This window comes from Rhizobium sp. ERR 1071, assembly GCF_007828675.1.
Taxonomy (GTDB): domain Bacteria; phylum Pseudomonadota; class Alphaproteobacteria; order Rhizobiales; family Rhizobiaceae; genus Rhizobium; species Rhizobium dioscoreae.
Window position 1 is genome coordinate 809,289 of sequence record NZ_VITM01000002.1, and the last position, 21,587, is coordinate 830,875.

At 59.1% G+C, this 21,587-nt stretch carries 21 protein-coding genes and 2 pseudogenes; 9 read left to right on the forward strand and 14 right to left on the reverse strand.

Going from position 1 to position 21,587, the window contains the following annotated elements; genetic code table 11:
- Positions 1–219: 219 nt before the first annotated feature.
- Genes FBZ99_RS09235 through FBZ99_RS09245 form a run of 3 tightly spaced genes read left to right on the forward strand, consistent with a single transcriptional unit; the run spans position 220 to position 2,877 of the window.
- On the forward strand, positions 220–822 hold the full coding sequence (locus tag FBZ99_RS09235; RefSeq protein WP_113332923.1) for an SCO family protein: 603 nt from the start codon (positions 220–222) through the stop codon (positions 820–822).
- A 7-nt stretch (positions 823–829) separates the two neighbouring features.
- Positions 830–1,978, forward strand: a complete 1,149-nt coding sequence (locus tag FBZ99_RS09240) for an FAD-dependent oxidoreductase (RefSeq protein WP_113351976.1) — start codon at positions 830–832, stop codon at positions 1,976–1,978.
- A 20-nt stretch (positions 1,979–1,998) separates the two neighbouring features.
- Entirely contained in the window at positions 1,999–2,877 is an 879-nt protein-coding gene (locus tag FBZ99_RS09245) for a 50S ribosomal protein L11 methyltransferase (protein ID WP_113351977.1), read from the forward strand.
- Positions 2,878–3,077: 200 nt separating this feature from the next.
- On the opposite strand, the gene FBZ99_RS33065 is transcribed toward FBZ99_RS09245, so the two are convergent.
- Entirely contained in the window at positions 3,078–3,218 is a 141-nt protein-coding gene (locus tag FBZ99_RS33065; protein WP_162711788.1) for a hypothetical protein, read from the reverse strand.
- 343 nt (positions 3,219–3,561) lie between these two features.
- On the opposite strand from FBZ99_RS33065, the gene FBZ99_RS09250 reads away from it, so the two are divergent.
- The gene (locus FBZ99_RS09250; protein ID WP_113351978.1) at positions 3,562–5,397 is read left to right on the forward strand and encodes an aminopeptidase P family protein; all 1,836 of its coding nucleotides are present in this window, start codon (positions 3,562–3,564) and stop codon (positions 5,395–5,397) included.
- Positions 5,398–5,440: 43 nt separating this feature from the next.
- Here the strand turns inward: FBZ99_RS09250 and FBZ99_RS09255 are convergent, their stop codons facing one another.
- Both FBZ99_RS09255 and FBZ99_RS09260 read right to left on the reverse strand, forming a co-directional pair.
- Positions 5,441–5,752 (reverse strand): AzlD family protein, encoded by a 312-nt coding sequence (locus FBZ99_RS09255; protein ID WP_113351979.1) that lies wholly within the window; start codon positions 5,750–5,752, stop codon positions 5,441–5,443.
- Positions 5,753–5,754: 2 nt separating this feature from the next.
- Positions 5,755–6,477, reverse strand: a complete 723-nt coding sequence (locus tag FBZ99_RS09260) for an AzlC family ABC transporter permease (RefSeq protein ID WP_113351980.1) — start codon at positions 6,475–6,477, stop codon at positions 5,755–5,757.
- Between the two features lie 234 nt (positions 6,478–6,711).
- Here FBZ99_RS09260 and FBZ99_RS09265 point away from each other — a divergent pair, with 234 nt between their 5' ends.
- Complete coding sequence (locus FBZ99_RS09265) at positions 6,712–6,963, forward strand: DUF2164 domain-containing protein (RefSeq protein WP_113352053.1); 252 nt, start codon at positions 6,712–6,714, stop codon at positions 6,961–6,963.
- Positions 6,964–6,970: 7 nt separating this feature from the next.
- Here the strand turns inward: FBZ99_RS09265 and panB are convergent, their stop codons facing one another.
- The 3 genes from panB to FBZ99_RS09280 all read right to left on the reverse strand — a co-directional run bounded on the left by panB (position 6,971) and on the right by FBZ99_RS09280 (position 9,586).
- Positions 6,971–7,792, reverse strand: a complete 822-nt coding sequence (panB, locus tag FBZ99_RS09270; protein WP_113351981.1) for a 3-methyl-2-oxobutanoate hydroxymethyltransferase — start codon at positions 7,790–7,792, stop codon at positions 6,971–6,973.
- 1 nt (position 7,793) lies between these two features.
- A complete protein-coding gene (panC, locus tag FBZ99_RS09275) occupies positions 7,794–8,669 on the reverse strand; it encodes a pantoate--beta-alanine ligase (protein ID WP_113351982.1) in 876 nt (291 codons plus the stop codon).
- A gap of 212 nt (positions 8,670–8,881) precedes the next feature.
- Positions 8,882–9,586, reverse strand: coding sequence for an SDR family oxidoreductase (locus tag FBZ99_RS09280; protein ID WP_113351983.1), 705 nt, complete (start codon positions 9,584–9,586; stop codon positions 8,882–8,884).
- A 124-nt stretch (positions 9,587–9,710) separates the two neighbouring features.
- On the opposite strand from FBZ99_RS09280, the gene gcvA reads away from it, so the two are divergent.
- Both gcvA and FBZ99_RS09290 read left to right on the forward strand, forming a co-directional pair.
- On the forward strand, positions 9,711–10,598 hold the full coding sequence (gene gcvA, locus FBZ99_RS09285; RefSeq protein ID WP_145632619.1) for a transcriptional regulator GcvA: 888 nt from the start codon (positions 9,711–9,713) through the stop codon (positions 10,596–10,598).
- Positions 10,599–10,766: 168 nt separating this feature from the next.
- Positions 10,767–12,152 (forward strand): hypothetical protein, encoded by a 1,386-nt coding sequence (locus FBZ99_RS09290; RefSeq protein ID WP_246661089.1) that lies wholly within the window; start codon positions 10,767–10,769, stop codon positions 12,150–12,152.
- Positions 12,153–12,158: 6 nt separating this feature from the next.
- Here the strand turns inward: FBZ99_RS09290 and FBZ99_RS09295 are convergent, their stop codons facing one another.
- The 4 genes from FBZ99_RS09295 to FBZ99_RS09310 form a co-directional block, all read right to left on the reverse strand.
- Entirely contained in the window at positions 12,159–13,244 is a 1,086-nt protein-coding gene (locus tag FBZ99_RS09295) for a glycosyltransferase family 4 protein (protein ID WP_145632625.1), read from the reverse strand.
- An 81-nt stretch (positions 13,245–13,325) separates the two neighbouring features.
- On the reverse strand, positions 13,326–13,949 hold the full coding sequence (gene pncA, locus FBZ99_RS09300) for a bifunctional nicotinamidase/pyrazinamidase (protein WP_145632628.1): 624 nt from the start codon (positions 13,947–13,949) through the stop codon (positions 13,326–13,328).
- A gap of 111 nt (positions 13,950–14,060) precedes the next feature.
- Complete coding sequence (locus tag FBZ99_RS09305; RefSeq protein ID WP_113332935.1) at positions 14,061–15,344, reverse strand: sugar MFS transporter; 1,284 nt, start codon at positions 15,342–15,344, stop codon at positions 14,061–14,063.
- 234 nt (positions 15,345–15,578) lie between these two features.
- Positions 15,579–16,109, reverse strand: a complete 531-nt coding sequence (locus tag FBZ99_RS09310) for a TetR/AcrR family transcriptional regulator (RefSeq protein ID WP_233788703.1) — start codon at positions 16,107–16,109, stop codon at positions 15,579–15,581.
- A 229-nt stretch (positions 16,110–16,338) separates the two neighbouring features.
- Here FBZ99_RS09310 and FBZ99_RS09315 point away from each other — a divergent pair, with 229 nt between their 5' ends.
- Positions 16,339–17,076, forward strand: a complete 738-nt coding sequence (locus FBZ99_RS09315; RefSeq protein WP_113351988.1) for an SDR family oxidoreductase — start codon at positions 16,339–16,341, stop codon at positions 17,074–17,076.
- A 179-nt stretch (positions 17,077–17,255) separates the two neighbouring features.
- Positions 17,256–17,544, forward strand: a pseudogene (locus tag FBZ99_RS09320) (winged helix-turn-helix transcriptional regulator).
- 13 nt (positions 17,545–17,557) lie between these two features.
- Here the strand turns inward: FBZ99_RS09320 and FBZ99_RS33430 are convergent.
- The 4 genes and pseudogenes from FBZ99_RS33430 to FBZ99_RS09340 all read right to left on the reverse strand — a co-directional run.
- Positions 17,558–17,735: pseudogene (locus tag FBZ99_RS33430) on the reverse strand (GIY-YIG nuclease family protein); the annotation flags it as partial.
- Entirely contained in the window at positions 17,735–18,454 is a 720-nt protein-coding gene (socB, locus tag FBZ99_RS09330) for a type VI toxin-antitoxin system SocB family DNA replication inhibitor toxin (protein WP_113351989.1), read from the reverse strand. The gene socB and the pseudogene FBZ99_RS33430, both read right to left, overlap by 1 nt.
- Entirely contained in the window at positions 18,432–18,971 is a 540-nt protein-coding gene (gene socA / locus FBZ99_RS09335; RefSeq protein ID WP_113351990.1) for a type VI toxin-antitoxin system SocA family antitoxin, read from the reverse strand. Before socA ends, socB begins: the two co-directional genes overlap by 23 nt.
- A gap of 42 nt (positions 18,972–19,013) precedes the next feature.
- Positions 19,014–21,479 carry an ATP-dependent helicase gene (locus FBZ99_RS09340; RefSeq protein ID WP_113352055.1) on the reverse strand — a complete coding sequence of 822 codons (2,466 nt, stop codon included), beginning with the start codon at positions 21,477–21,479 and terminating at the stop codon, positions 19,014–19,016.
- Positions 21,480–21,587: the final 108 nt, after the last annotated feature.

The window sequence follows — 21,587 nt, forward strand, 5'->3', positions numbered from 1 at the left end:
TTTAACATGAAAACAGATTTTGTTTCTCCGGCCCAAGAAGAGCGGCGAAATGGAGCGATCAAGGCTTGGAAAACCCCGGAACCACATACTGCGACGATTTCGGCCTCCTCTGAACATCTTCTTGAATTGCGTCCTCCACTTCGAGCCGTTACATCGGCTAGCAGGTCGATTGCACCGTGCTTTCGGCGCAATTGTCCGTATCGGTGAGGAATAGCATTCATGAGAAGCGTGCGGATTGCAGTTTGGGTGGCCGTATTGATCGTGGCCGGACTATTGGGCTGGTTTAGCTTTGGCGGCGGCAAGTCGCCGGAAGTCACGTCATCTGGGCCTTATGGCGTGCCCTTTACCCTCGTTTCGCAGAGCGGCCAGCCGATCAGCGAGCAGGCGTTCCGCGGCAAGCCGTCAGCTGTTTTCTTCGGCTATACCCATTGCCCCGATGTCTGCCCGACGACGCTGTTCGAGCTGAATGCCTGGCTGCAGAAAGTGGATCCCGACGGGAGCAAACTCAATGCCTATTTCGTGACTGTTGATCCCGAGCGCGATACGCCCGCCATCATGGACCAATATGTCTCCAACGTATCGAAGCGCATCACCGGAATTTCTGGAGACCCCGCCAAGGTGATGGATATGGTCAAGGGCTTCCGTGTCTATGCCAAGAAAGTGCCGGTCGACGATAAGCAACCGAATGGCGACTATACGATGGATCACACCGCTTCCGTCTTCCTGCTGGATTCGCAGGGCCGCTTTGCCGGAACCATCGCTTATGAGGAGGATCCGGACGTGGCGGTGAAGAAGCTGGAGAACCTGGTCAAGAAGGGATAGGACCTGCATGGGCGAGGGGACTGGTGGACAGGGAAAATCCAGATCCATCCTGATCGCAGGAGCTGGGCCGGTCGGCCTTGCCGCCGCCCTTGAGCTCGCCCGTCGCGGCTTCTCGCCGCGTATCGTCGATGACGGCATAGGTCCGACGCCGCTGCAGGAAAGCCGGGCGCTCGGCGTCAACGCCCGCACGCTGACGCTGCTATCTCCTTCCGGTGTTGCGGAGCGCATCATCGCCGCCGCGCAGCCGATCGAGCAGTTTCGGGTCCGCTCGAATAGGAAGATTCTGATCCGGCTAGATACACGAGAGGTGAAAGGTCGCTTCAGCGCTGTTTGTGCCTTGCCGCAGGGAAGTACGGAGCGTGAGCTGATGGAGGCGCTTTCGGCCTACGGCATCGCGCCTGAATGGCAGACGACAGTGATTGCGGAGGTCATATCGGACCCTCAAAAGCCGGAGCTCACGCTGCGGAGTGCAGATGGCACGTCGGAAACGGTGCGGCCTGACATATTGATCGGCGCCGACGGCGCCCATTCGGCAGTGCGCAAGGCATTAGGTGCCGGCTTCCCGGGCGAGGCGCTGGAGGCTTATTTCTATCTTGCCGATTTTCGCTATGCGGAGCCGGTCGACACGCATTTTGCCGAGATATCGCTCTTCGATCCTGGCATGGTCGGGCGCCTGCCTGTTACGACCGACATCATTCGCTATATCTCGACGCTGGAGGATTTCGAAAGCCGCATCGCTCATCCGGCCGCCATTGCCGAAAAGACATGGGCCTCGCAGTTTCGCATCCACTTTCGGCATGTCGAGCCGATGGCCAAGGGCAATGTCTTTCTTGCCGGCGACGCCGCGCATATCCATTCGCCGGCCGGCGCTCGCGGTATGAATCTCGGCATCGAAGATGCCTGCTGGCTTGCCTGGCTCATTGCGGAAGGCCGCGAACAGGAGTATTCGGCCTTGAGAGTTCCCGCCGTGAAGCAGGTTTTGAAACAGACCTATGGCTTGACGCGATTGGTGACGATGCAAAGCCCGCTGGCAGTTGCGGCGCGTAATTTCCTTGCGCCGCTATTGCTGCGCTTTGGCCCGGTCCGCCGGCAATTGCTTTGGGGTGTGGCCGGCTATGACACGCCGAAACCGCCCTGGATCGACTGGGCTGAATAAGAACGAGAAAGAGCGACGAGTTGAGTGAAATCCGCCTTTATGTGACGACGACCGAGAAGAAGGCCGGTCAGGTTCTGGACCTGATGACGCCGGTGTTCGAAGACGAAGAATTGCCGATCGCAACGACGGAGATCGATGAAAAGAACGATGTCTGGGAAGCGTCGATCTATCTCTATGCCGCAGATGAGGATGGGGTCCGCGGACGTTTCGAAGCGCTCCTGAAGCCTGCCTTTGCTGATCTCGTCATTCAAAAGGAAGTGCTTCCCGATATCGATTGGATCGCCAAGTCGCTGGAAGGATTGAAGCCGGTGCGTGCAGGCCGTTTCCTCGTGCACGGTTCGCATGATCGCGACAAGGTCGGGCCTAGTGACATCGCCATCGAAATCGAAGCCGGGCAGGCCTTCGGCACCGGTCACCATGGGACGACTGCGGGCTGCCTGGAGACGATCGGAAAGGTTGTTGCGAGCCGCCGCGTGCGCAATGCGCTCGATCTCGGTACGGGCAGCGGGGTGCTGGCGATCGCCGTGCGCAAGCTGCGCAACATTCCGGTTCTGGCAACTGATATCGACCCGATCGCCGTCCGCGTCGCGAAGGAAAATGTCCGCAGCAACGGCATCGCCTCGGGTGTCACGCTGGAGACGGCGCCGGGATTCCATTCCACGGCCTTTTCCCGCCATGGGCCGTTCGACCTGATCATCGCCAATATTCTGGCGCGCCCGCTCATCAAGATGGCGCCGCAGCTCGTGGCGCATCTGACACCGGGCGGTTCGGTCATCCTGTCGGGTATCCTTGCCGAGCAGCGGTGGAAGGTTCTCGCCGCCTATAACGGCGCCCACCTGCGCCATGTGCGCACGATCTGGCGCAACGGCTGGGTCACCATCCATCTCGACCGGCCCTAAGCCGGTCACTTCCCGCATCAACAATCGCAAATAAAAAAGGCGGTGCCGAGGCACCGCCTTCAGATCGGTTTTCACCGATCTTGCCCGCGAGCGTGTGGAGGAGGAGTGCTCAAGCGGGCTCTAAGCGTTCTGATCACAATCCGAGAGGGAGGAGGAGAACCGGATTGCGATCGACTTCGAACGCGTAGATCGTAAACTTCTTAACGGCGACCGCCGCGGCTGGCGCCGATTGCCTTTGCGGTTTCGACTTCGAGCTGACGAAGCGAGCCGACGGAGTGGCGTACGGTGCGACGCTCGCCAGCCAGCGCCGGGCTAACATATGCGGAGCGAGAGATAGGCATTGTCATAAGTCCTTGGTTTTGAGCTGGTTCTTCGTGAACCCGTTTGATGCGGCGGATATAGCGACTCGCCCGCCGACGTGGCAGGGGGGAAGCTTCATGGGAGCTATGCATGATATGCATGTTTCGTGCCGTGAAGTTGTCATATTCGAACTGGCATGCTCACGAAATGGGCGGATTCGTTAACGGCCGCAGTTGGGATAGACTGCTCTTATGTGGTGAGATGTGCCTGTAATCACGCATATCGTCCCAGGGATCGAAAATCACGTCGCACTTCCGATTGTGATGCTCTAACATACTGGCAATATTCAGTTTCACGGAATCTCCACCAGTCTCGGATCAGCTCATGTTTCAGTCTTTCGACGTCACTTCCACCCCGCAATTCGGTCGCGAGCGTGTCGCCGGTTTGCGCGCTGCCTTTGGCGATCTCGGCATTGACGGCTTCCTGGTGCCGCGGGCCGACGAGTATCAAGGCGAGTATGTGCCTAAATGCTCAGAGCGTCTCGCATGGCTTACGGGCTTCACAGGATCGGCGGGTGTTGCGCTTATCACACACTCCCAGGCCGTGGTCTTTGTGGATGGCCGGTATGTGACGCAGCTTGCCGAACAGGTGGACCGCAGCGTTTTCACCGGTGGCGATCTGGTGAATGAGCCGCCGCATGTCTGGCTGCCGCGTCATGCGAAGAAGGGCTTCCGGCTCGGTATCGATCCATGGCTGCATACGGGTGCGGAAGTGCGCCGGCTGGAAAAGGCGCTGGCTGAGATCGACGGCAAGCTCGTCTTCCTGCCCCATAATCCGCTCGACAGGCTCTGGACGGACCGGCCGGCCGAGCCGCTGGGCAATGTGATCATTCAGGACATCGCTCAGGCCGGCATCCTCGCCAAGGACAAGCTTGCAACGATTGCAAGCGGCCTGAAGGAAAAGAATCTCAAGGCGGCGCTGATTACCGACCCGTCTTCCGTCGCATGGATCTTCAATATCCGCGGCAGCGACGTGCCGCATACGCCGCATCCTCTGGCTCGCGCCATCATCTATGCCGAAGGAGAAGCGGCGCTCTTCCTCGACAAGCGCAAGACCAAGGTCGAGGCCGAAGCCTATCTCACGCAGATCTGCAAGCAGCTGCCGCCTTCCGAACTTACCAAGCGCCTGGCCGCTGCGGCTGCGAATGGCGGGCGCATACTGGTGGACCCGGATCTCGCTTCCTATGCCTTGACCGATATCATTCGTCGTGAAGGTGGAGAGGTCGTCGAGGGCAGTGATCCCGCCAAGCTGCCACGTGCCTGCAAGAATGCCGCCGAAATCAACGGATCGGCCGCGGCGCACCTGCAGGATGGGGCTGCGATGGTCGAATTCCTTTATTGGCTGGAGACGAGCAAGCCGGGAACGGTAACCGAAATCGCCGCGGCAGAAAGGCTGGAAGCCTGCCGTACCCGCGTCGGCGAAAGCATGCAGAACCCGCTCAAGGACATCTCCTTCGATACGATCTCCGGTGCCGGCGAGCACGCGGCCATCATGCATTACCGCGTGACCACGGCGAGTGACCGGCTGATCCAGGCTGGAGAGCTGTTCCTCATCGATTCAGGCGCGCAATATATCAACGGCACCACCGACATCACCCGCACCGTTGGCATCGGTGCCGTTTCCGAAGAGCAGAAACGTCTCTTCACGCTGGTCCTGAAGGGAATGATCGCCATCAGCACGGCGCGTTTCCCGAAGGGTACGCGCGGCTGCGATCTCGATCCGCTGGCGCGGATCGCGCTCTGGAAGGCAGGCGTCGATTTCGCGCATGGCACGGGCCACGGCGTCGGTTCCTATCTCTCCGTCCATGAAGGCCCGCAGCGCATTGCGCGCCTCGCCGTGCAGGAGTTGCTTCCCGGCATGATCCTGTCCAATGAACCCGGCTATTATCGTCCTGGTCACTTCGGCATTCGCATCGAAAACCTGATCTATATTCGTGAGCCGGAGGAGATCGAGGGTGGTGACATGCCGATGTTGGGCTTCGAGACTTTGACCTTCTGCCCCATCGATCGCAGTCTGGTGCTGGTGGAACTGCTGACACACGAGGAGCTGCATTGGCTGAACGAGTATCACGCCCGGACGCGCGAAGCGCTGATGCCGCTGATCCATGATCATGACGTACGGGCGTGGCTGGAAAATGCCACGCTCGCGCTCAGCCATTGAGAAATATGGACCTCATCCGATCTCGAAAGGGATGGGGTCCGTCTCAAGCGCCTATGGAATGGCGCCATGCCATGACAACGATCCATCCGGCGACCAGCATATAGGTCGATGGATAGCGCAGGCCGACAAGAAGGGCGGCAAACATTGCCACCTTCGTGTCCCAGCCACCGACGAAAAAAGCGGGTGCGACGAGGGTCGTGAGTACGGCGGCGGGCACGGCATTGAGCGCGGCTTCGACGCGTGGCGGAATGCGGGTCATCTTGACGATCAGGATATAGCCGCCGATGCGCGTCAGGAAGGTCACCACGGCTGCGGCCGCAATCAGCAGAACCATATGCGAATTGAAATCGAACATGGTCAGACCTCGTGACTTTCGTGCGCGAGATCGGGTTTGCGATTCGCTTTGACCGGCGGCAGCAAGGCCGCAAGCGTGACGCCTGCCAATGCGCCGATGCTGACATGCCAGGGCGAGCCGACATAGCGATGGGCGATGGCTGATGCCACGGCACTGACGGCCACGACAGGCAGGAAGTTGTCGCGCGTGCGGAAGCCCATGACAATGCCGAGGAAATAGACCGGCAGCAGAATATCGAGGCCGATGGCCTTGGGATCGCCGATGAAACTGCCGAGAAGACCGCCGATCAGGCTCACAACCACCCAAGGGATATAGATCACCGCCGCAAAACCAATGTACCAGGCGAAGGTTACGGGCTTGCCGCTTTCATGGCGCTTGATCGTCTCGGCGAATTGCGGGTCGACCAGCAGGAAGAAGGTGAAGAATTTCTCCACTGCGGAAAAGTGCCTGATGTAGCGAGCGATCGCCGCCGAATAGAGCACATGGCGGAAGTTCACCGCCAGGATCGACAGCACGATGAGCCAAGCCTGAACATTGTGGCCGAAGAGGTCGATGCCCACCATTTGGCTGGCGCCGGCATAGACGGTGCTGCTCATCAGAGTTAGTTCGCCGAGCGACATGCCCTCATCGCGCGCCAGCGCGCCGAAAAGGGCGCCAAAGGGTGCAGCAGCGAGGCCGACGGGAATGCCGCCCTTCAAGCCTTCAAGAAATTCCGCGCGACTCATGGTCCGCTTTGTCCTTTGTGGGAAATCCGGCGCTCTCGCCAAGATGTCGTGTCGAGGGCGGGCATTCCGCATGGAAGCAACGATGGTTGCACCCTTGCGCATTTGCTGCCGCGCTGTTCAATGGCCGGAGGTGTAAGCCGTGCCTTTAGAGCCAGCAATTGAATTTCCTTGATGGATCAATTGATTTCCTTGATCCAGCACTTGGAGCCGCTCGCAAAAATGGGAGATGGAAAGATGAAGAAGATCACTTTTGCGAAGGAGGAGAAGGCAGCCATGGTCGCCCGCCTTCAGCGCTATTTCGCCGACGAGCTGGATCAGACGCTCGGCTCGTTGCCAGCCGAATTCCTGCTCGATTTCTTCACCGCAGAGATCGGGCCTTACTACTACAATCAGGGCTTGCGGGATGCCCATGCGGCATTGATGAGCAAAATGGAGGATTTCGGCGAAGCGATCTATCTTTTGGAGAAGGAGTCGGCCAAGAGCTGAGGGCGGTTCACTTTTTTGGCTGAAACGTATGCTCAATAGCCGGGAAAGTGCGGGCCTTCACTTCCTCGGCATATGCTTCAGCCGCTTTCGAGATCATGGGCGCCAGCTCTGCGAAATGCTTGACGAAGCGCGGCTTGAAATCGTTGAACAGGCCGAGCATGTCGTCGGAAACGAGGATCTGGCCATCGCAGGCGGCAGATGCACCTATGCCGATGGTGGGAATGGCAACGGCGGCGGTAATCTCGCGGGCGAGCGGCTCGATCGTGCCTTCGATCACCATTGCGAAGGCGCCGGCCTCCGAGATCGCCTTGGCGTCACGCCGGATCTTGTCTGCTTCCTTGTCCGAGCGTCCAAGCGAGCGATAACCGCCGGTCGTATTCACCTGCTGCGGCATCAGGCCGACATGGCCGAAGACCGGAATACCGCGAGAGGTCAGGAAGGCCACGGTTTCAGCCATTTCCTCGCCACCCTCCAGCTTCACGCCATCGCAGCCGGTTTCCTTCAGGATGCGCGCGGCACTGCGGAATGCCTGCTCCTTCGATTCCTGATAGGAGCCGAAAGGCAGGTCGACGGTAACGCAGGCATGATTGGCGCCACGCATGACAGCCTTGCCGTGGGCGATCATCATCTCCAGCGTGACGCCGACGGTCGTTTCCATGCCGTAGAGTACCATGCCGAGGGAATCGCCCACGAGAAGCAGGTCGCAATGCGGATCGAGCAGACGGGCGATCGGTGTCGTATAGGCCGTCAGGCTGACGATCGGGCGCGTGCCCTTCATCGCCTCGATGGCGGCGGGCGTTATGCGCTTGGCATGTCCGACAGTGCTCATCTCAGGCGGCCTTTTCGTTGTTTGATGGCTTGCGGCCGATGACCCGGTTGTCTAGCAGACGAGTGGTACCGATGCGGACGAACAAGGCAATGAGGATTGGCTGCCCCTGCAGTTTGCTCAATGGTTCCAGCGTTTCAGGATGGCGAACGGCGGCGACTTCCACGGTCGCGAGCGGCTCCTTTTCGATGAAAGCGCGCAGCGCCTCTTCGAGTGCGGCGGGGTCATTCACCCCGAGATCATATAGTCGCTCGGCTTCCGCCAATGCCTTGGGAACGATAACCGCGGCGGCACGCTCTTCCTTCGACAGGTAGACATTGCGCGAGGAGAGGGCCAGGCCATCCGCATCGCGAACGGTCGGCACCGGTACGACCCGGACGGGCTGGGCCAGATCCTCGACCATGCGGCGGATGATCGTCACCTGCTGATAGTCCTTCTCGCCGAAATAGGCGCTGTCGGGCTGGACGATGTTGAAGAGCTTGGTGACGACGGTGGCAACCCCGGCGAAATGGCCCGGGCGAACCGCGCCTTCCAGCTCCGCGCCAAGTTTCGGCACATCGACCACCGTTTGCATTGGACGCGGATACATATCCGTGACGCCAGGTGCGAAGAGATAGTCGACACCGGCATCGCGCAACATGGCGCTGTCGCGTTCGAGATCGCGCGGATATTTCGCCAGATCCTCATTGGCGCCGAACTGCAGCGGATTGACGAAAATGGAGGTGACGACGACGTCGTTCTCGGCCTTAGCGCGGGAGACGAGTTCCATGTGGCCGGCATGCAGGTAGCCCATGGTAGGCACCAGGCCGATGCGCCTGCCGGCTTTGCGGTGTTCGCCAAGCCGTTCGCGTAGAGCGGCTATCGTGTGAACGATCTCCATCGTGGCACTCCTCCCCAAGCAATTCGTTTCCGCATTGCCCGTTTCCATCCCTAAAAATTGCCGGGACTTCTAACGTGTGCAGTGCAGAAAGGCAATTCGCCCGCGCCCGGCCAACCAAGGCGATTTAATCTCCGCTATCGCGCTCCAAACAAAATCGCTCTCCCAAGCAGTGCCTGAGAGAGCGAAGGCGAGATAATGCTGTCTTGGGTAGGCTAGACGGAGCGCATCAGGCCGCCGTCGACCTTGAGGTTTTGGCCGGTGATGTAACCAGCACCATCCGAGGCCAGGAAGGCGACGGTGGCGGCGATCTCTGCGCTGGTGCCATAGCGTCGCATCGGCACGCTGTCGCGGCGTTCTTCGGTTGCCGGCAGGCTGTCGATCCAGCCGGGCAGGACGTTATTCATCCGCACATTGTCGGCGGCGTAGGTGTCGGCAAAAATCTTCGTATAGGAGGCAAGGCCAGCCCGGAATACCCCCGAGGTCGGGAACATTGGCGACGGCTCGAATGCCCATGCCGTGGAGATGTTGATGATCGCGCCGGATTTCTGCTTCTGCATGATGGGGGCGATGAGGCGTGTCGGACGGATGACGTTCATGAGATAGACATCGAGGCCGGTGTGCCATTGCTCGTCGGTAATCTCGAGGAGCGGGGCGCGCGGGCCGTGGCCGGCGCTGTTGACGAGCACATCGATGCGCGCCCATTTTTCCATCGTCGCATCGACCAGGCGCTTGAGATCGTCGTTAGATTGGTTGGAGCCGGTAACGCCGATACCGCCAAGCTCCTGAGCCAGCGCCTCACCCTTTCCGGAGGAGGAGAGGATGGCGACATGGAAGCCATCGGCCGCAAGGCGCCTAGCGCTTGCAGCGCCCATGCCGCTGCCGCCGGCAGTGATCACAGCCACTTTTTCTATCGACATGGGTCCTTCCTCCTTCATCTCGTTCCACTGGAACCGATTGCTTCGAAACTACCGATGAAATATCATTACCCTCGCGCGAGAGCGAAGCAGATAAATTCCCGTTTGCCAGTAGAAAAACTATCGCATGAATGGTTCGCCCGGTAAACTTCCCTCTCTGAATGGCCTAAAGGCATTCGAAGTGGCTGCACGCCATCACAGCTTCAAGCTGGCGGCCGAGGAGCTGGGGGTTACGCAAGGAGCGGTGGCTCAACAGGTGAGAGGGCTGGAAGCCGAGCTGGGCGTAAAGCTGTTCGAGCGGATGCCGCGGTCTTTGGTGCTAACGGGCGAGGGGCGGGGCTATATCGCCGATATCAGGCGCGCTTTCGAAATCATCGCTCAAGCGACCAGCGACCTCGAGCCGCAACCCGTAAGGCTAACCATCAGCACCACGCCGACATTCGCATCGAAATGGCTGATCCCACGCCTGCCGGATTTTACGGCTCGTCATCCCGATCTCGATCTTCATATCCTCGCCACGGACCGTATGTCGGGCTTTCAAGCGGATGGAGTGGATCTTGCCGTTCGATATGGGCGACCGCCTTTCGGGCCGGGGTTGGCGACCGAACTGCTTTTCGAGCAAGAGATCATCGCCGTTTGCAGCCCGACGCTGCTGCATCACCGAAAGTCACCGAAGACGGCGGAAGAACTCGCCGACTACGCGCTTCTCCATGACGCCCATAATTCCTGGCCAGAATTTATCGACAAGCATTTCGGGCGGGCAGTCCACGCCTCCTATAAAGGGATCAGCTTCAACCAGACATCGCATGCGATCGAAGCGGCCATTGCGGGGCAGGGAATCGTCCTCGCCAACCGCGATTTCGTGGCGCGAGATATGGTGGAAGGCCGTCTGACGCAGGTTATCCAGGGGTCGCTAAGCGGTCCATCCGACTTCTATCTCGTCTGGCCGCGCTATCGCAAATCCGCAGCGCTTGAGACGGTGATCGACTGGATGAGGGGAGAAGCGAGCAGGTAATAGTGGATACTGCTCGGTGGTGCGACCGTGGAAGTTTTCATCGCTGGAAGGCCGCCGGCTGGCAACGTGGCGCATCAAGCGCGATCGCGCTGCCGAATGCTGCAATTGCCTTCCGGGGTTAGCGCTTTCCTCAATCTTTTCCTGTTAGCTGCCACCATGGCAAAGATCGTGGCGTTGGCTGCATATTTCTATCAGGCTGCAGTGGCTTTCGGGCTGCTGATCGTGGTGGCACATCTGCTGGCTCCGGCGGACTATGCGGCCTATTCGCTGTTCATCTCGATCAGCCAGTTTGCGGCGATCCTCTGCTTCGAGTGGGTTCGCTTTGCCTGCAGTCGCTTCTATCCGGGGCAGGGGCCAGGGAGCGAGGCACTGGAGCGCAAGGCGCTGACGGTAGAATTCGCGGCATGCTCGGCAATCTGCCTGATCGCCGCTTCCGTCTCGATCCTCTTTTCGGTCTCGGCAGAGATTGCCGTGCTTGGCGGCCTGGTTGCGATCTTCCAGGGCGGGAGCGACCTGCATCTCACCATGCTGCGCTTCCGTCAGGAATTTCGCGTCTTTTCGCGGCTGCAGGGGTCGCGCGCGACGATTCTGGCAATCGGTACGCTTGCGGGCACCGCCGTTGCTCCGACTTTCACATGCACCGTCATCGGTCTGATGGCCGGCTATCTTGCCTATGGGCTCCTTGCCGCTTTTCTGAGCCGCAACAGTCTTCACGAGGCGGCTTCGTTCGAGAAGGCGCTGGTACGTAAGCATTTCGTCTATGGCAGCGTTGCCGCGAGCGCCTCCATTATCGGCATGTTGACGCCGTTGGGATTGAAATCGATCCTCACGGCCTCGCTGGGAGCGGGTGGCGCTGCCGGCGCACTTCTGGCGCTTGATCTGCTGCAGAGACCCTTCGTCCTGATCGTCTCTGCGCTGCAGGCCATTCAATATCCCGATGTCGTCACGACCTATGATCGCGATGGGCGAACCCCTGCCTTTGCCAAGCAGCTTGGGGAATATTACTCGCTGCTGACCGGTTTGACGCTGATAACCGCCGCCGGCATTTTCGCGCTGCTGCAGCCGGTCGGGCAATTGGTCATTGCCGCCGGTTTGCGCAAGGAGTTTCTTGCCGTCGCCCCCTTTGTCATCGGCCTTGCGACATGCCGCGCGCTGACGGCCAACATGATGCCCACCCCGGCGCATCTGCAGCATCGGCTATTGACGATCTTCCTGCTCGCGGCGCTGGATTGCGCGCTGCTGAATGCGGGCACGCTCATCGGAGGCTATCTCGGTTCCTTCGGCGATGCTGCCCTCATGGCCGGCGGCATGATTGGCGCGCTTTGTGCCATGACGATCGGCGTCAAGGTGATGATGTCTCTTGCCTTCGATTTCGTCTGGCCGCCCGTCGTTCTGTCGGGCATCGGGCTGGCCCTGCCGGTGCTGGCAACTGCCGGTTTTGGCTATTCGCTCTGGACATCTGTGGCTATCGGCGTTGTCGGGGGTGCGCTCTTCTGCCTGCTCGGCCTCTACAGCTATTTTGTCACCATGTTCCGGCCGCAGTCCCGGTCCTGAAATCTCTTAGAGATCTTCCAAAATGGACAGGACGCGATCTGCGCTGCCATCCCAGGAGAAGCGCGTAACGTTCTCATGGCCGCGTCGACGCAGATCCTGGCGCAATGTCTCGTCCGTCGCGATCCGCCGCATGGCGGAGACAAGTTCGTCCTGTCGGAAGGGATCGAAGTAGAGCGCGGCATCGCCCGACGCCTCACGCACGGCAGGAATATCGGCCGCGAGCACCGGGCAGCCCTGGGTCATCGCCTCCAGCGGCGGGATACCGAAACCTTCGTAAAGGCTCGGGAAAACGAAAGCTGTGGCATGGCGCTCCAGGGCGGCGATTTCTGCATCGGCGAGCCTGCCGGGGAAGAGCATGCTGTCGCTCGATTGCTGGTTGTCCGATTTGAACACGGTCGGTGCGGAGCCGCCGACGACCACGAGCTTCTGATTGATATCCTTGAGCGCCTCGAAAGCGCGAATGGCGAAATCGAGGTTCTTGTTCGGCTTCATCGTGCCGACGAGTAGGAAGAAGCCGTTGGTTTTCAGACCAAGCCGCTGCATGACGGCCTCATCCGGCTCGATGGCGGCATAATGATCGACGGCATTGTAGACGACATCGATACCAGTCGATGGCACCCGGAATACCGAGGCGAGCTCCTGCCGCGAGAATTCGGAGACGGTACCGATCTTAGCGGTGCGCGTCAGCACGGTTCCAAGGGCGCCATGCAGCAGGCGGTAGCTGCGCTTGAAGGACTGCGGATGGCGGAAGATCGTCACGTCATGGATGACGACGGCCTGGCGGCGATGCAGAAGTGGGCCGCTGCCGCCAAAGCCGATGAGCCGACTGCCGCGCGAGTGTGAAAGCAGCGCTGTTTGCTCCCAGAGATGGCCGGGGCCGGAACCGAAACTATCGATTTCTATCGCCGAAAGCCTCATATCGACAGGCGTATTGCGCGGCACCGCCAAACGCCAGCGCACCCCTTTCAGGGAGGCAGGCAGTGCGCCTGAGGAGATCTTGCGATCGAGCGCCAGGGTCAATTCGCGCGCAAAGCGCTGTACACCGGACAGAGGCTGGCCGAGAAAACGCCCGTTGATGACAATCGACTGCACGCTAAAGATCCCGATATCTTACTGACAGGGAATAGCTTGCACCATTTTATTTAGAGAAGGTTTAGCTTGCTTCGCGCGATTTTACGCAAGCGCGTCCTTGCTGCTGGCAATGGTGACGCCGCGGGCTCGCATCTCGTCGATTGCCGATTTTACGCCGGCGGGATCGATGCCTCGGCTGGCGTCTTCGATGAAGCGGACTGTGACGCCGGGCAGCATTTCAACGGCATCGAGCGCCGAGAACTTGACGCAATAATCGGTTGCCAGCCCGCAAAGGTCGAGTTCGGTGACGCCTTTGTTGCGTAGATAGGCGGCCAGTCCGGTGAGGGCAGCCTGATCGTTGTCGCGGAAGGCGGAGTAGCTGTCGACGGCGGGATTCTGGCCTTTTTGCTGGATGAAATCGACGGCGGCCATATGGAGATCGGGACGGAACTCGGCATCTTTGCTGTTCTGAACGCAGTGGTCGGGCCACATCATTTGCGGCTTGCCCGAAAGCATGCCGATTTCAAAGGGTTTCTTGCCGGGATGGGAGGAGGCGAAGCTGCCGTGACCAGGCGGGTGCCAATCCTGTGACGCGACGATGAGATCGTATTTGCCGCTATCAATGAGCTGGTTGGCGACGGGCACCACCTGGTCTCCCTCTGGAACTGGAAGGTTACCGCCAGGGCAGAAGCCGTTCTGGATGTCGATGAGCAGCAGCGCTTTCATGAGACCTGTCCTTCCGTTTTGTTGCGCTGCACGATGCCAAGTGGCGCGCTTCGGATCAAGCCCTTTGCGCCCCGCCGATGAAGGCGGCGAGGCGCGATGGTTTGTGAAGGCTTATGCCGGCTTGTGGCCCTTGAGCCCATAGAAGGCAATGTAGATGTAGCAGATAATCGGCATCAGGAAGGCCAGGTGGATGCCGATCGTATCGGCAAGGCCGCCCTGGATAACAGGCAGGATCGCGCCGCCGACAATGGCAAGGCACAGAATGCCCGAGCCCTGGCTCGTATATTTGCCGAGACCGTGCAGCGCGAGGCTGAAGATCGTCGGGAACATGATCGAGTTGAAGAGGCCGATCGCCAGCACGGCCCACATGGCGACATGGCCTGTCGTCAGCACCGTCACCAGCAGGAGGATGATCGCGGCGACAGCATTGAAGGCAAGCGCCTTGCCGTCATCGATGTGGCGCATGATTGCCGAGCCGACGAAGCGTCCGACCATCGCGCCGCCCCAGAAATAGGAGACGTAATGGGCGGCGTCCGCTTCGGAAAGATGCGCGATATCGGGCTGGCTGAGGAAATTCACCAGGAAGCTGCCGACGCTGACTTCGGCTCCGACATAAACAAAGATGCCGAGAGCGCCGAGCACGAGATGGCGGTATTGCCAGGCAGAGCCGCCGCCGCGCATCGGCTCGATAGTCTCCTCATCCTCGACTTGCGGGAGTTTCAGCGCCGCAAAGACGGCCGCGAGCACTAGGAAAGCGGCGGCAAGGAGCAGATAGGGGAATTTGACCGCGCCGGCTTCCGCAAGCCGCATGGCGTCGAGCTGTTCCGGTGTCGCGTTGGTGGCTGCAACAGTCGCGGCAGACAGGATCAACATCGCGCCGAAGTAGGGGGCAATCGTCGTGCCGAGCGAGTTGAAGGCCTGCGTCAGGTTCAGGCGGCTGGCGGCCGTATCCGGAGGTCCCAATACGGTGACATAGGGGTTTGCGGCAACCTGCAGGATCGTGATGCCGGTGGCGAGCACGAAAAGTGCGCCCAAGAAAAGGGCGTAGACGCGATACGTGGCGGCAGGAATGAACAGGGCGCAGCCGACAGCCGCGATCGCAAGGCCGACGACGATGCCCCATTTATAGGTGATGCGCTTCACGAGTGTGCCGGCAGGCAGCGATATGATGGAGTATGCGCCGAAAAAGCAAAGCTGGATGAGCATTGCCTGCGTGTAATTGAGCTGAAAGACGCTTTTCAGGTGCGGGACCAGAATATCGTTCAAGCAAGTAATGAAGCCCCACATGAAAAAGAGTGAGGTGAGTGCGATAAGCGCGAATTGGTAATTGCCCTGGCCTTGGTGTGCGGATGCACGCGCGCTGGTGGGCGCAGAGCTTGTTGCTGAGCCAGCCACTTTTTTATCCTCGGTTTTTGTTGTTGCCAGGCTTCGAGATTCGAGCCGGACGAAAGCCCGAACGGGCCGAAAGAAGAAACTGGCGGCGGCTTACCGAGATACCGCGGGAAACGCAGAATCCCGAAGCCGCTTCAATCGATATAATCGATTGGTCCGCTATTGGTAGCTTGCTAGGCATGCGGATTTTGCAATGCTGCAATGCAATCACTTGCAAGGGCGGAATGTCTGCCGACGTCAGTCGAGGCTGTGCAAATAGCCAAGAACGGCGCGTTTCACGCGCAGAGCCAGCTGGTATCTATCCTGGTCGCCATGCTCCCCGGCGGCATCGACTATTCCCTTGATGATGGCGACCACGTCGCGACTCGCCACATCGATATCGGCCTGCGGCGGCAAATCTGGCCGCAGCAGGGTTGCGCGCGTGAGCTCGAAGAAGCGCCTTTTGACCGCTTCGGTGGCGGCATCAAGCGGAAGGCGCGCTTCCTCGAAATCGAGCAAGCGGGCTAGCGCCGGCCGGCGAAGTTGCTGCTCGACGCAAGGGAGGATGAGCGCCGACAAGGCCTCGCTGCCCGTGGGCTTGTCGGCGGCAATTTCCGCCTCTGCGACGAGACGCGAAGTCTCGCGCAGGATCAAGGCTCCGATCAACGCATCCTTGCGCGGAAAATATTGATAGAGCGAGCCGACACTGACGCCGGCCTTTTCCGCAACGGCATTGGTGGAGAAGGCCTCATGGCCGTGCTCCTCCAAAATGCGAGCTGCAGCCTCCACGATCGCCTCGACTGTTGCGAGCGAGCGGGCTTGTCTTGGCGCTTTTCTCGGCGCGGCACGGCTATGGAGAGGGCCTTCGGACATGTTCCTGGAATGCGAGTAGCAAAAAGCGAATTATCGCTCATATTACAGTTCGCAACCCAACGAAACAAGCGTTTAAGCGACATGCCGGGATTGAGTTCCCAGGCATGCTCGAGAGCGCGTGTGCGAACGACAAGGAGATTGACGCATGTCCAACGAAATTAGAACGGCGATCGTAACCGGCGCATCCAAAGGGATTGGGGCAGCCATTGCGAGGCAGCTTGCCGAAGACGGCTTTCAGACCGTCGTCAATTACGCATCGAGTTCCGGAGAGGCCTCCGATGTTGTTGCCGGCATCACGGCGGCAGGCGGCCGCGCGATTGCAATCCGTGCCGATGTTAGCGACGCTGCGGCAATAACGGCATTGTTCGATCGCACCGAAGCAGAGTTCGGCAGGGTCGATGTGCTCGTCAACAATGCAGGTATCAGCAAATTTTCGCCGCTGGCTGAGGTCTCGGATGAGGATTTTCAGCAGCAAATCGCCGTCAATCTGACAGGCACTTTCAACGGGATGCGAGAAGGGGCGAAGCGGGTGCGCGATGGTGGCCGCATCATCAATCTTTCCACGAGCATCATCGGTCACTATTCCCCCGGCAATGGCGTCTATGCGGCGACCAAAGCGGCGGTGGAGGCGATGACGCATATTCTTGCTAAGGAACTCGGCCCGCGCGGCGTCACCGTCAATGCGGTCGCGCCAGGGCCGATCGCTACCGAATTGCTGTTCAAGGGGCGGTCCGAGGCGCTGATCCAGCGGCTGATAAACGACATTCCGCTCGGGCGCCTCGGGATTCCTGACGACATCGCCCAGATCGTATCGTTTCTGGCCGGCCCGCGGAGCGGCTGGGTCAACGGCCAGATCATCAGGGCAAATGGCGGACGCAACTGAGATCGAGTAGCGCGAGGTGCAGAAGCCTTTGCGGCAGAAGGATCGTTTCTTGCCACAAATCGCGACACCGAATGATGCCGCTGCGAGACCGGGACTGTCTCGTACAAAAATTATACCGCCATGCACATGAGGTAGGTGCGATGAAAAAGACCGTAACTGGCTGCTCCGTCGAGGAAGCGATGCATTTGCTGGGCGGCCGCTGGCGGCTGCTGATTGTGTCTTATCTGGTCGATGGACCCCAGCGTTTCAACGAGCTGAGGCGGCTGATGCCTGGCATTTCGCAGAGGATGCTGACGCTTGATCTGCGCGCTGGAGGAGGCGGGTCTGATCCGGCGGACGGTCTATCCGACGGTTCCAGTGAAGGTGGAATATTCGCTGACGGAGGATGGGCGGCGGTTGGAGAAGGTGGTGGCCGTGGTCAAGGAGTTTGGGCTGTGGCTCAAGGATCAGGATGCGCGGGGGAATTGAAGAGCGTGCGGCTTCACCAGAGCTCGTGGTATAAATCCCGCCAATCCGGATTTGTCTTTTCAACCAGCTCGATTTTCCACTGGCGATACCAGCGTTTCAGCGATTTTTCGCGTTGTATTGAAATGATGTCGGCGTGGTCTTCATACCAGACGAGCCGTGTGCATCCCATATTTCCAAGCAAAGCTCGGTGTCAGAAACCCATTGGGTTGCTGTTACTATTCGCCGCTCTTCTATTATCTTCTTCTCTCTCGACAAGTACCTGTTCCCATATGCGATACGTCGTCGAGATCATTTCGTTAAGCTGATCGAAGCTAAATAATTCCAATCCATCATCGGTACGGCGCTGTAATATCCGGGTTCCATCATCCAATTTTCTAAACTGATAAATGGCCAGGGCTACATTCTGCAAGTCTGGATCAAGGGCCCGCGTGCGCTCATGCATAACGGAAAAGGCAAAGCGTCTAGCTTCTTTATTCAAACGCTTGGTAAGGCGATAATCGTGAAAACTAACTTCCGGCTGCTCGCCCACAATTGAGATGTAATCCGGCCAAAAACGTACGGTCTGTCCGAAACCAATCGCCCAGTTGGGCATCAAGCGGTCGCGCGAGTATATCTGTTCATGCTGAGCAAAATCGTAGAGGGCCTTTGCGACACTTAGATTGTGCTCATATTCAGCAATATGACGGGAGTGCTTTTGAACAATCTCGCAAACCTTCTGCCAAGGCGTCGGCTCGGCTTTGCCAAACAGAGGTATTTGGCGATTGAGAATATCCGGCTGCGCCCTTCGAACGGGATCGTAAGTATGAGGAGGGCGTCCAAACTTATGTTTCCGCAAGAGAATCCATTGGTCGGAAATCGGTAAAACAGCGATTCGCGCAAGATCAGTCTCAGCCAAACGGCGTGTCTTCATCGGGTTCCCTTTGTCTCGACGATTTTCCAATTGCCAATTTTAAGAACTTGAATCTTTCTTTTGTAACATCGTCGGTGATTCGTAACCCAAGATTTGCATTAATTTTTGAGTTCTCCACAGTATAATGCCAAGGGCCATTTGGTGCGTGTGATAGATCGACCAATTGCCCTGCTGATAAACTAGAGAAATTCACCATTACCGATCTAATTACTCTTCGAGCAGATTTGTCAGAAATTGGCTCGATCACAAAGCTGGCACCAGAGATAACGTCATACCTGGAAGCTCTGCCTCTAATTGGATTAGCACCGAACTCTTTGAAGGATTTGTACAAAGCCGGGTGAACCGGGCCATAAGTCCAAGCTTCAAAGTAACCGCTTACCAGCGGTTTCTCATGTTCAAGCAAGAAGAATGCATGACAGAAATATATTAGCTTCTGCAGAACAATGTTTGTCACCGGGCGCGCATCTTCTTCTGCGAGCTCTAGGACGTAGTTAGCGATAGCTCTCGGATCATGCATTTTCTATATCTTGCGGCAGTCAGCTAAAAAGAACTCGTTCCCTTATACCCGCTCGACAAACCCGTCCAGCACGCGCTTCTGCCCAGCGCGATCAAATTCGATCGTCAGCTTGTTGCCCTCGATCTCCGAAACATTGCCGTTGCCAAACTTGATATGGAAGACGCGGTCGCCGATGGCGAATTTGGAGGGTTCGGAGGAGGTGGATTTGGCCACCAGCTCGCCGTCGATGGTGCGCACTTTCGGACCGCTTTCGCCGTAACCGATGCGTTCGACGGCGTGGCCGGAGCGGCTGCCCCAGTTGTCGCGGGTCGCATCGTTGCGGTTGGCCTGGGCGCGCTTCCAGCCGGGGGTGGAATAGGTGTTGGCGAAGGGATCGGCCTTGTCGAAGCGGGATTGGCCGTAGCCGCCGCGGCCATATCCGCCATAGGACTGCTCTACTTCGGCGACCTGAACATGCGTTTCCGGCAGTTCGTCAAGGAAGCGGGAGGGGATCGTCGATTGCCATAGGCCGTGGATGCGGCGGTTGGAGACGAACCAGATGTGGCAGCGGCGCTTGGCGCGCGTGATGCCGACATAGGCGAGGCGGCGCTCTTCCTCGAGGCCGGCGCGCCCGCTTTCGTCGAGCGAGCGCTGATGCGGAAACAAGCCTTCCTCCCAGCCGGGCAGGAACACCGTGTCGAATTCCAGACCCTTGGCAGAGTGCAGCGTCATGATGGAGACGGCGTCGAGATTTTCGTTCTGCTCGGCATCCATAACAAGGGCGACGTGTTCAAGGAAGCCGCGCATGGATTCGAAGCTGTCCATGGAGCGGATGAGTTCCTTGAGGTTTTCAAGCCGCCCCGGCGCTTCTGCCGATTTGTCGTTCTTCCACATGTCCGTATAGCCGGACTCTTCGAGAATCTGCTCGGCAAGCTCAGTATGCGGCGTGTTTTCGAGCAGGCCCTGCCAGCGGCGGAAGGATTGCACGACGTCGAACAGCGCCTTGCGCGCCTTCGGCTTCATCTCATCCGTCTCGATGATGTCGACCGCTGCCGCCAGCATCGGGATATCGCGCACGCGGGCGTAATCATGCAGCGCACGGACAGTGGTGTCGCCGAGACCGCGTTTTGGCGTATTGATGATGCGTTCGAAGGCGAGATCGTCGGCCGGCTGGCAGACGAGGCGGAAATAGGCCATGGCGTCGCGGATTTCGAGGCGCTCGTAGAAGCGCGGGCCGCCGACGACGCGATAGTTCAGGCCGAGCGTCACGAAACGGTCTTCGAACTCGCGCATCTGGAAGGAGGCGCGCACGAGGATGGCGATGTCGTTGAGATTGTGCTTGTTGCGCTGGAGCTGCTCGATCTCTTCGCCGATGGCGCGCGCTTCTTCCTCGGAATCCCAGGAAGCGTGCACCTGCACCTTGATGTCGTCCGGATCGGAGCGGTCGGTGAACAGCGTCTTGCCGAGCCGGCCCTCATTATGGGCGATGAGATGCGCGGCAGCACCGAGAATATGTTCGGTGGAGCGATAGTTGCGCTCGAGCTTGATGACCTTGGCGCCCGGAAAATCCTTCTCGAAGCGGAGGATGTTGTCCACCTCCGCGCCGCGCCAGCCATAGATCGACTGGTCGTCGTCACCGACGCAGCAGACATTCTGCGGCTCGCCCTTCTGTCTCTGCGCCAGCAGGCGTAGCCACATATATTGCGCCGTATTGGTGTCCTGATACTCGTCGACGAGGATGTAGCGGAAGCGCTGGTGATAATCCTTGAGGATATCAGGATTCTGCCGGAACATATTGATCGGATGCAGCAAAAGGTCCCCGAAGTCGCAGGCGTTCAGCGTCTTCAGGCGGTTCTGGTAGGCGGCATAGAGTTCGCGGCCCTTGCCATTGGCAAAAGCGCGGGCATCACCTTCCGGAATATCGGCGGGGCTCAGGCCCTTGTTCTTCCATGTGTCGATCATGCCGGCAAATTGCTTGGCCGGCCAGCGCTTGTCGTCGAGCCCTTCGGCCTGGATCAGTTGCTTGATCAGGCGGACGACATCGTCGGTATCGAGAATGGTGAAGCTCGAGGTGAGGCCGACCAGCTCGGCATGGCGGCGCAACAGCTTGACACCGATCGAGTGGAAGGTGCCGAGCCAGGGCATGCCTTCGACCGCGCCGCCGACCAGCAGCGCGATACGCTCCTTCATCTCGCGGGCTGCCTTGTTGGTGAAGGTGACGGCGAGGATCTGGCTGGGGAAGGCGCGGTTGGTGGACAGGATATGCGCGATGCGCGTCGTGAGCACTCGCGTCTTGCCTGTGCCGGCGCCGGCAAGCACCAGAACGGGGCCGTCGAGCGTTTCCACGGCTTCCGCCTGTTCTGCATTGAGGCCTGAGAGATAATCGGGCCGGCGGCCGCTGTCGCGTGCTGCCATGGCGCGGGCCGCAATGCCGCCGCCAATGCTGCCGGCAGCCGGCGCGGAACGGCGCGGCGCCACGTGCTCCGGCTCCTCGTCAAAGAAGGGAATATCGTCATGTCCAATGGTCATGCCGCCCAATGTAATGATTCTACCCCGAAAGGCAAAAGAAACGGGCCGAAACTAGAACAAAAAGTGCACATTCACAGGGCATAAGACTCGATCGACGGCTGTTTTCAT

Bases quoted from the DNA above. Each gene is read 5' to 3' on its own strand.
- FBZ99_RS09280 (WP_113351983.1), bottom strand. From the start codon at position 9,586: ATGTCGATAGAAAAAGTGGCTGTGATCACTGCCGGCGGCAGCGGCATG.
- FBZ99_RS09255 (WP_113351979.1), bottom strand. From the start codon at position 5,752: ATGTTCGATTTCAATTCGCATATGGTTCTGCTGATTGCGGCCGCAGCC.
- FBZ99_RS09240 (WP_113351976.1), top strand. From the start codon at position 830: ATGGGCGAGGGGACTGGTGGACAGGGAAAATCCAGATCCATCCTGATC.
- FBZ99_RS09315 (WP_113351988.1), top strand. From the start codon at position 16,339: ATGTCCAACGAAATTAGAACGGCGATCGTAACCGGCGCATCCAAAGGG.
- gcvA (WP_145632619.1), top strand. From the start codon at position 9,711: ATGAATGGTTCGCCCGGTAAACTTCCCTCTCTGAATGGCCTAAAGGCA.
- socA (WP_113351990.1), bottom strand. From the start codon at position 18,971: ATGCATGATCCGAGAGCTATCGCTAACTACGTCCTAGAGCTCGCAGAA.
- FBZ99_RS09340 (WP_113352055.1), bottom strand. From the start codon at position 21,479: ATGACCATTGGACATGACGATATTCCCTTCTTTGACGAGGAGCCGGAG.
- pncA (WP_145632628.1), bottom strand. From the start codon at position 13,949: ATGAAAGCGCTGCTGCTCATCGACATCCAGAACGGCTTCTGCCCTGGC.
- FBZ99_RS09250 (WP_113351978.1), top strand. From the start codon at position 3,562: ATGTTTCAGTCTTTCGACGTCACTTCCACCCCGCAATTCGGTCGCGAG.
- FBZ99_RS09265 (WP_113352053.1), top strand. From the start codon at position 6,712: ATGAAGAAGATCACTTTTGCGAAGGAGGAGAAGGCAGCCATGGTCGCC.
- socB (WP_113351989.1), bottom strand. From the start codon at position 18,454: ATGAAGACACGCCGTTTGGCTGAGACTGATCTTGCGCGAATCGCTGTT.
- FBZ99_RS33065 (WP_162711788.1), bottom strand. From the start codon at position 3,218: ATGCCTATCTCTCGCTCCGCATATGTTAGCCCGGCGCTGGCTGGCGAG.
- FBZ99_RS09260 (WP_113351980.1), bottom strand. From the start codon at position 6,477: ATGAGTCGCGCGGAATTTCTTGAAGGCTTGAAGGGCGGCATTCCCGTC.
- FBZ99_RS09235 (WP_113332923.1), top strand. From the start codon at position 220: ATGAGAAGCGTGCGGATTGCAGTTTGGGTGGCCGTATTGATCGTGGCC.
- panB (WP_113351981.1), bottom strand. From the start codon at position 7,792: ATGAGCACTGTCGGACATGCCAAGCGCATAACGCCCGCCGCCATCGAG.
- panC (WP_113351982.1), bottom strand. From the start codon at position 8,669: ATGGAGATCGTTCACACGATAGCCGCTCTACGCGAACGGCTTGGCGAA.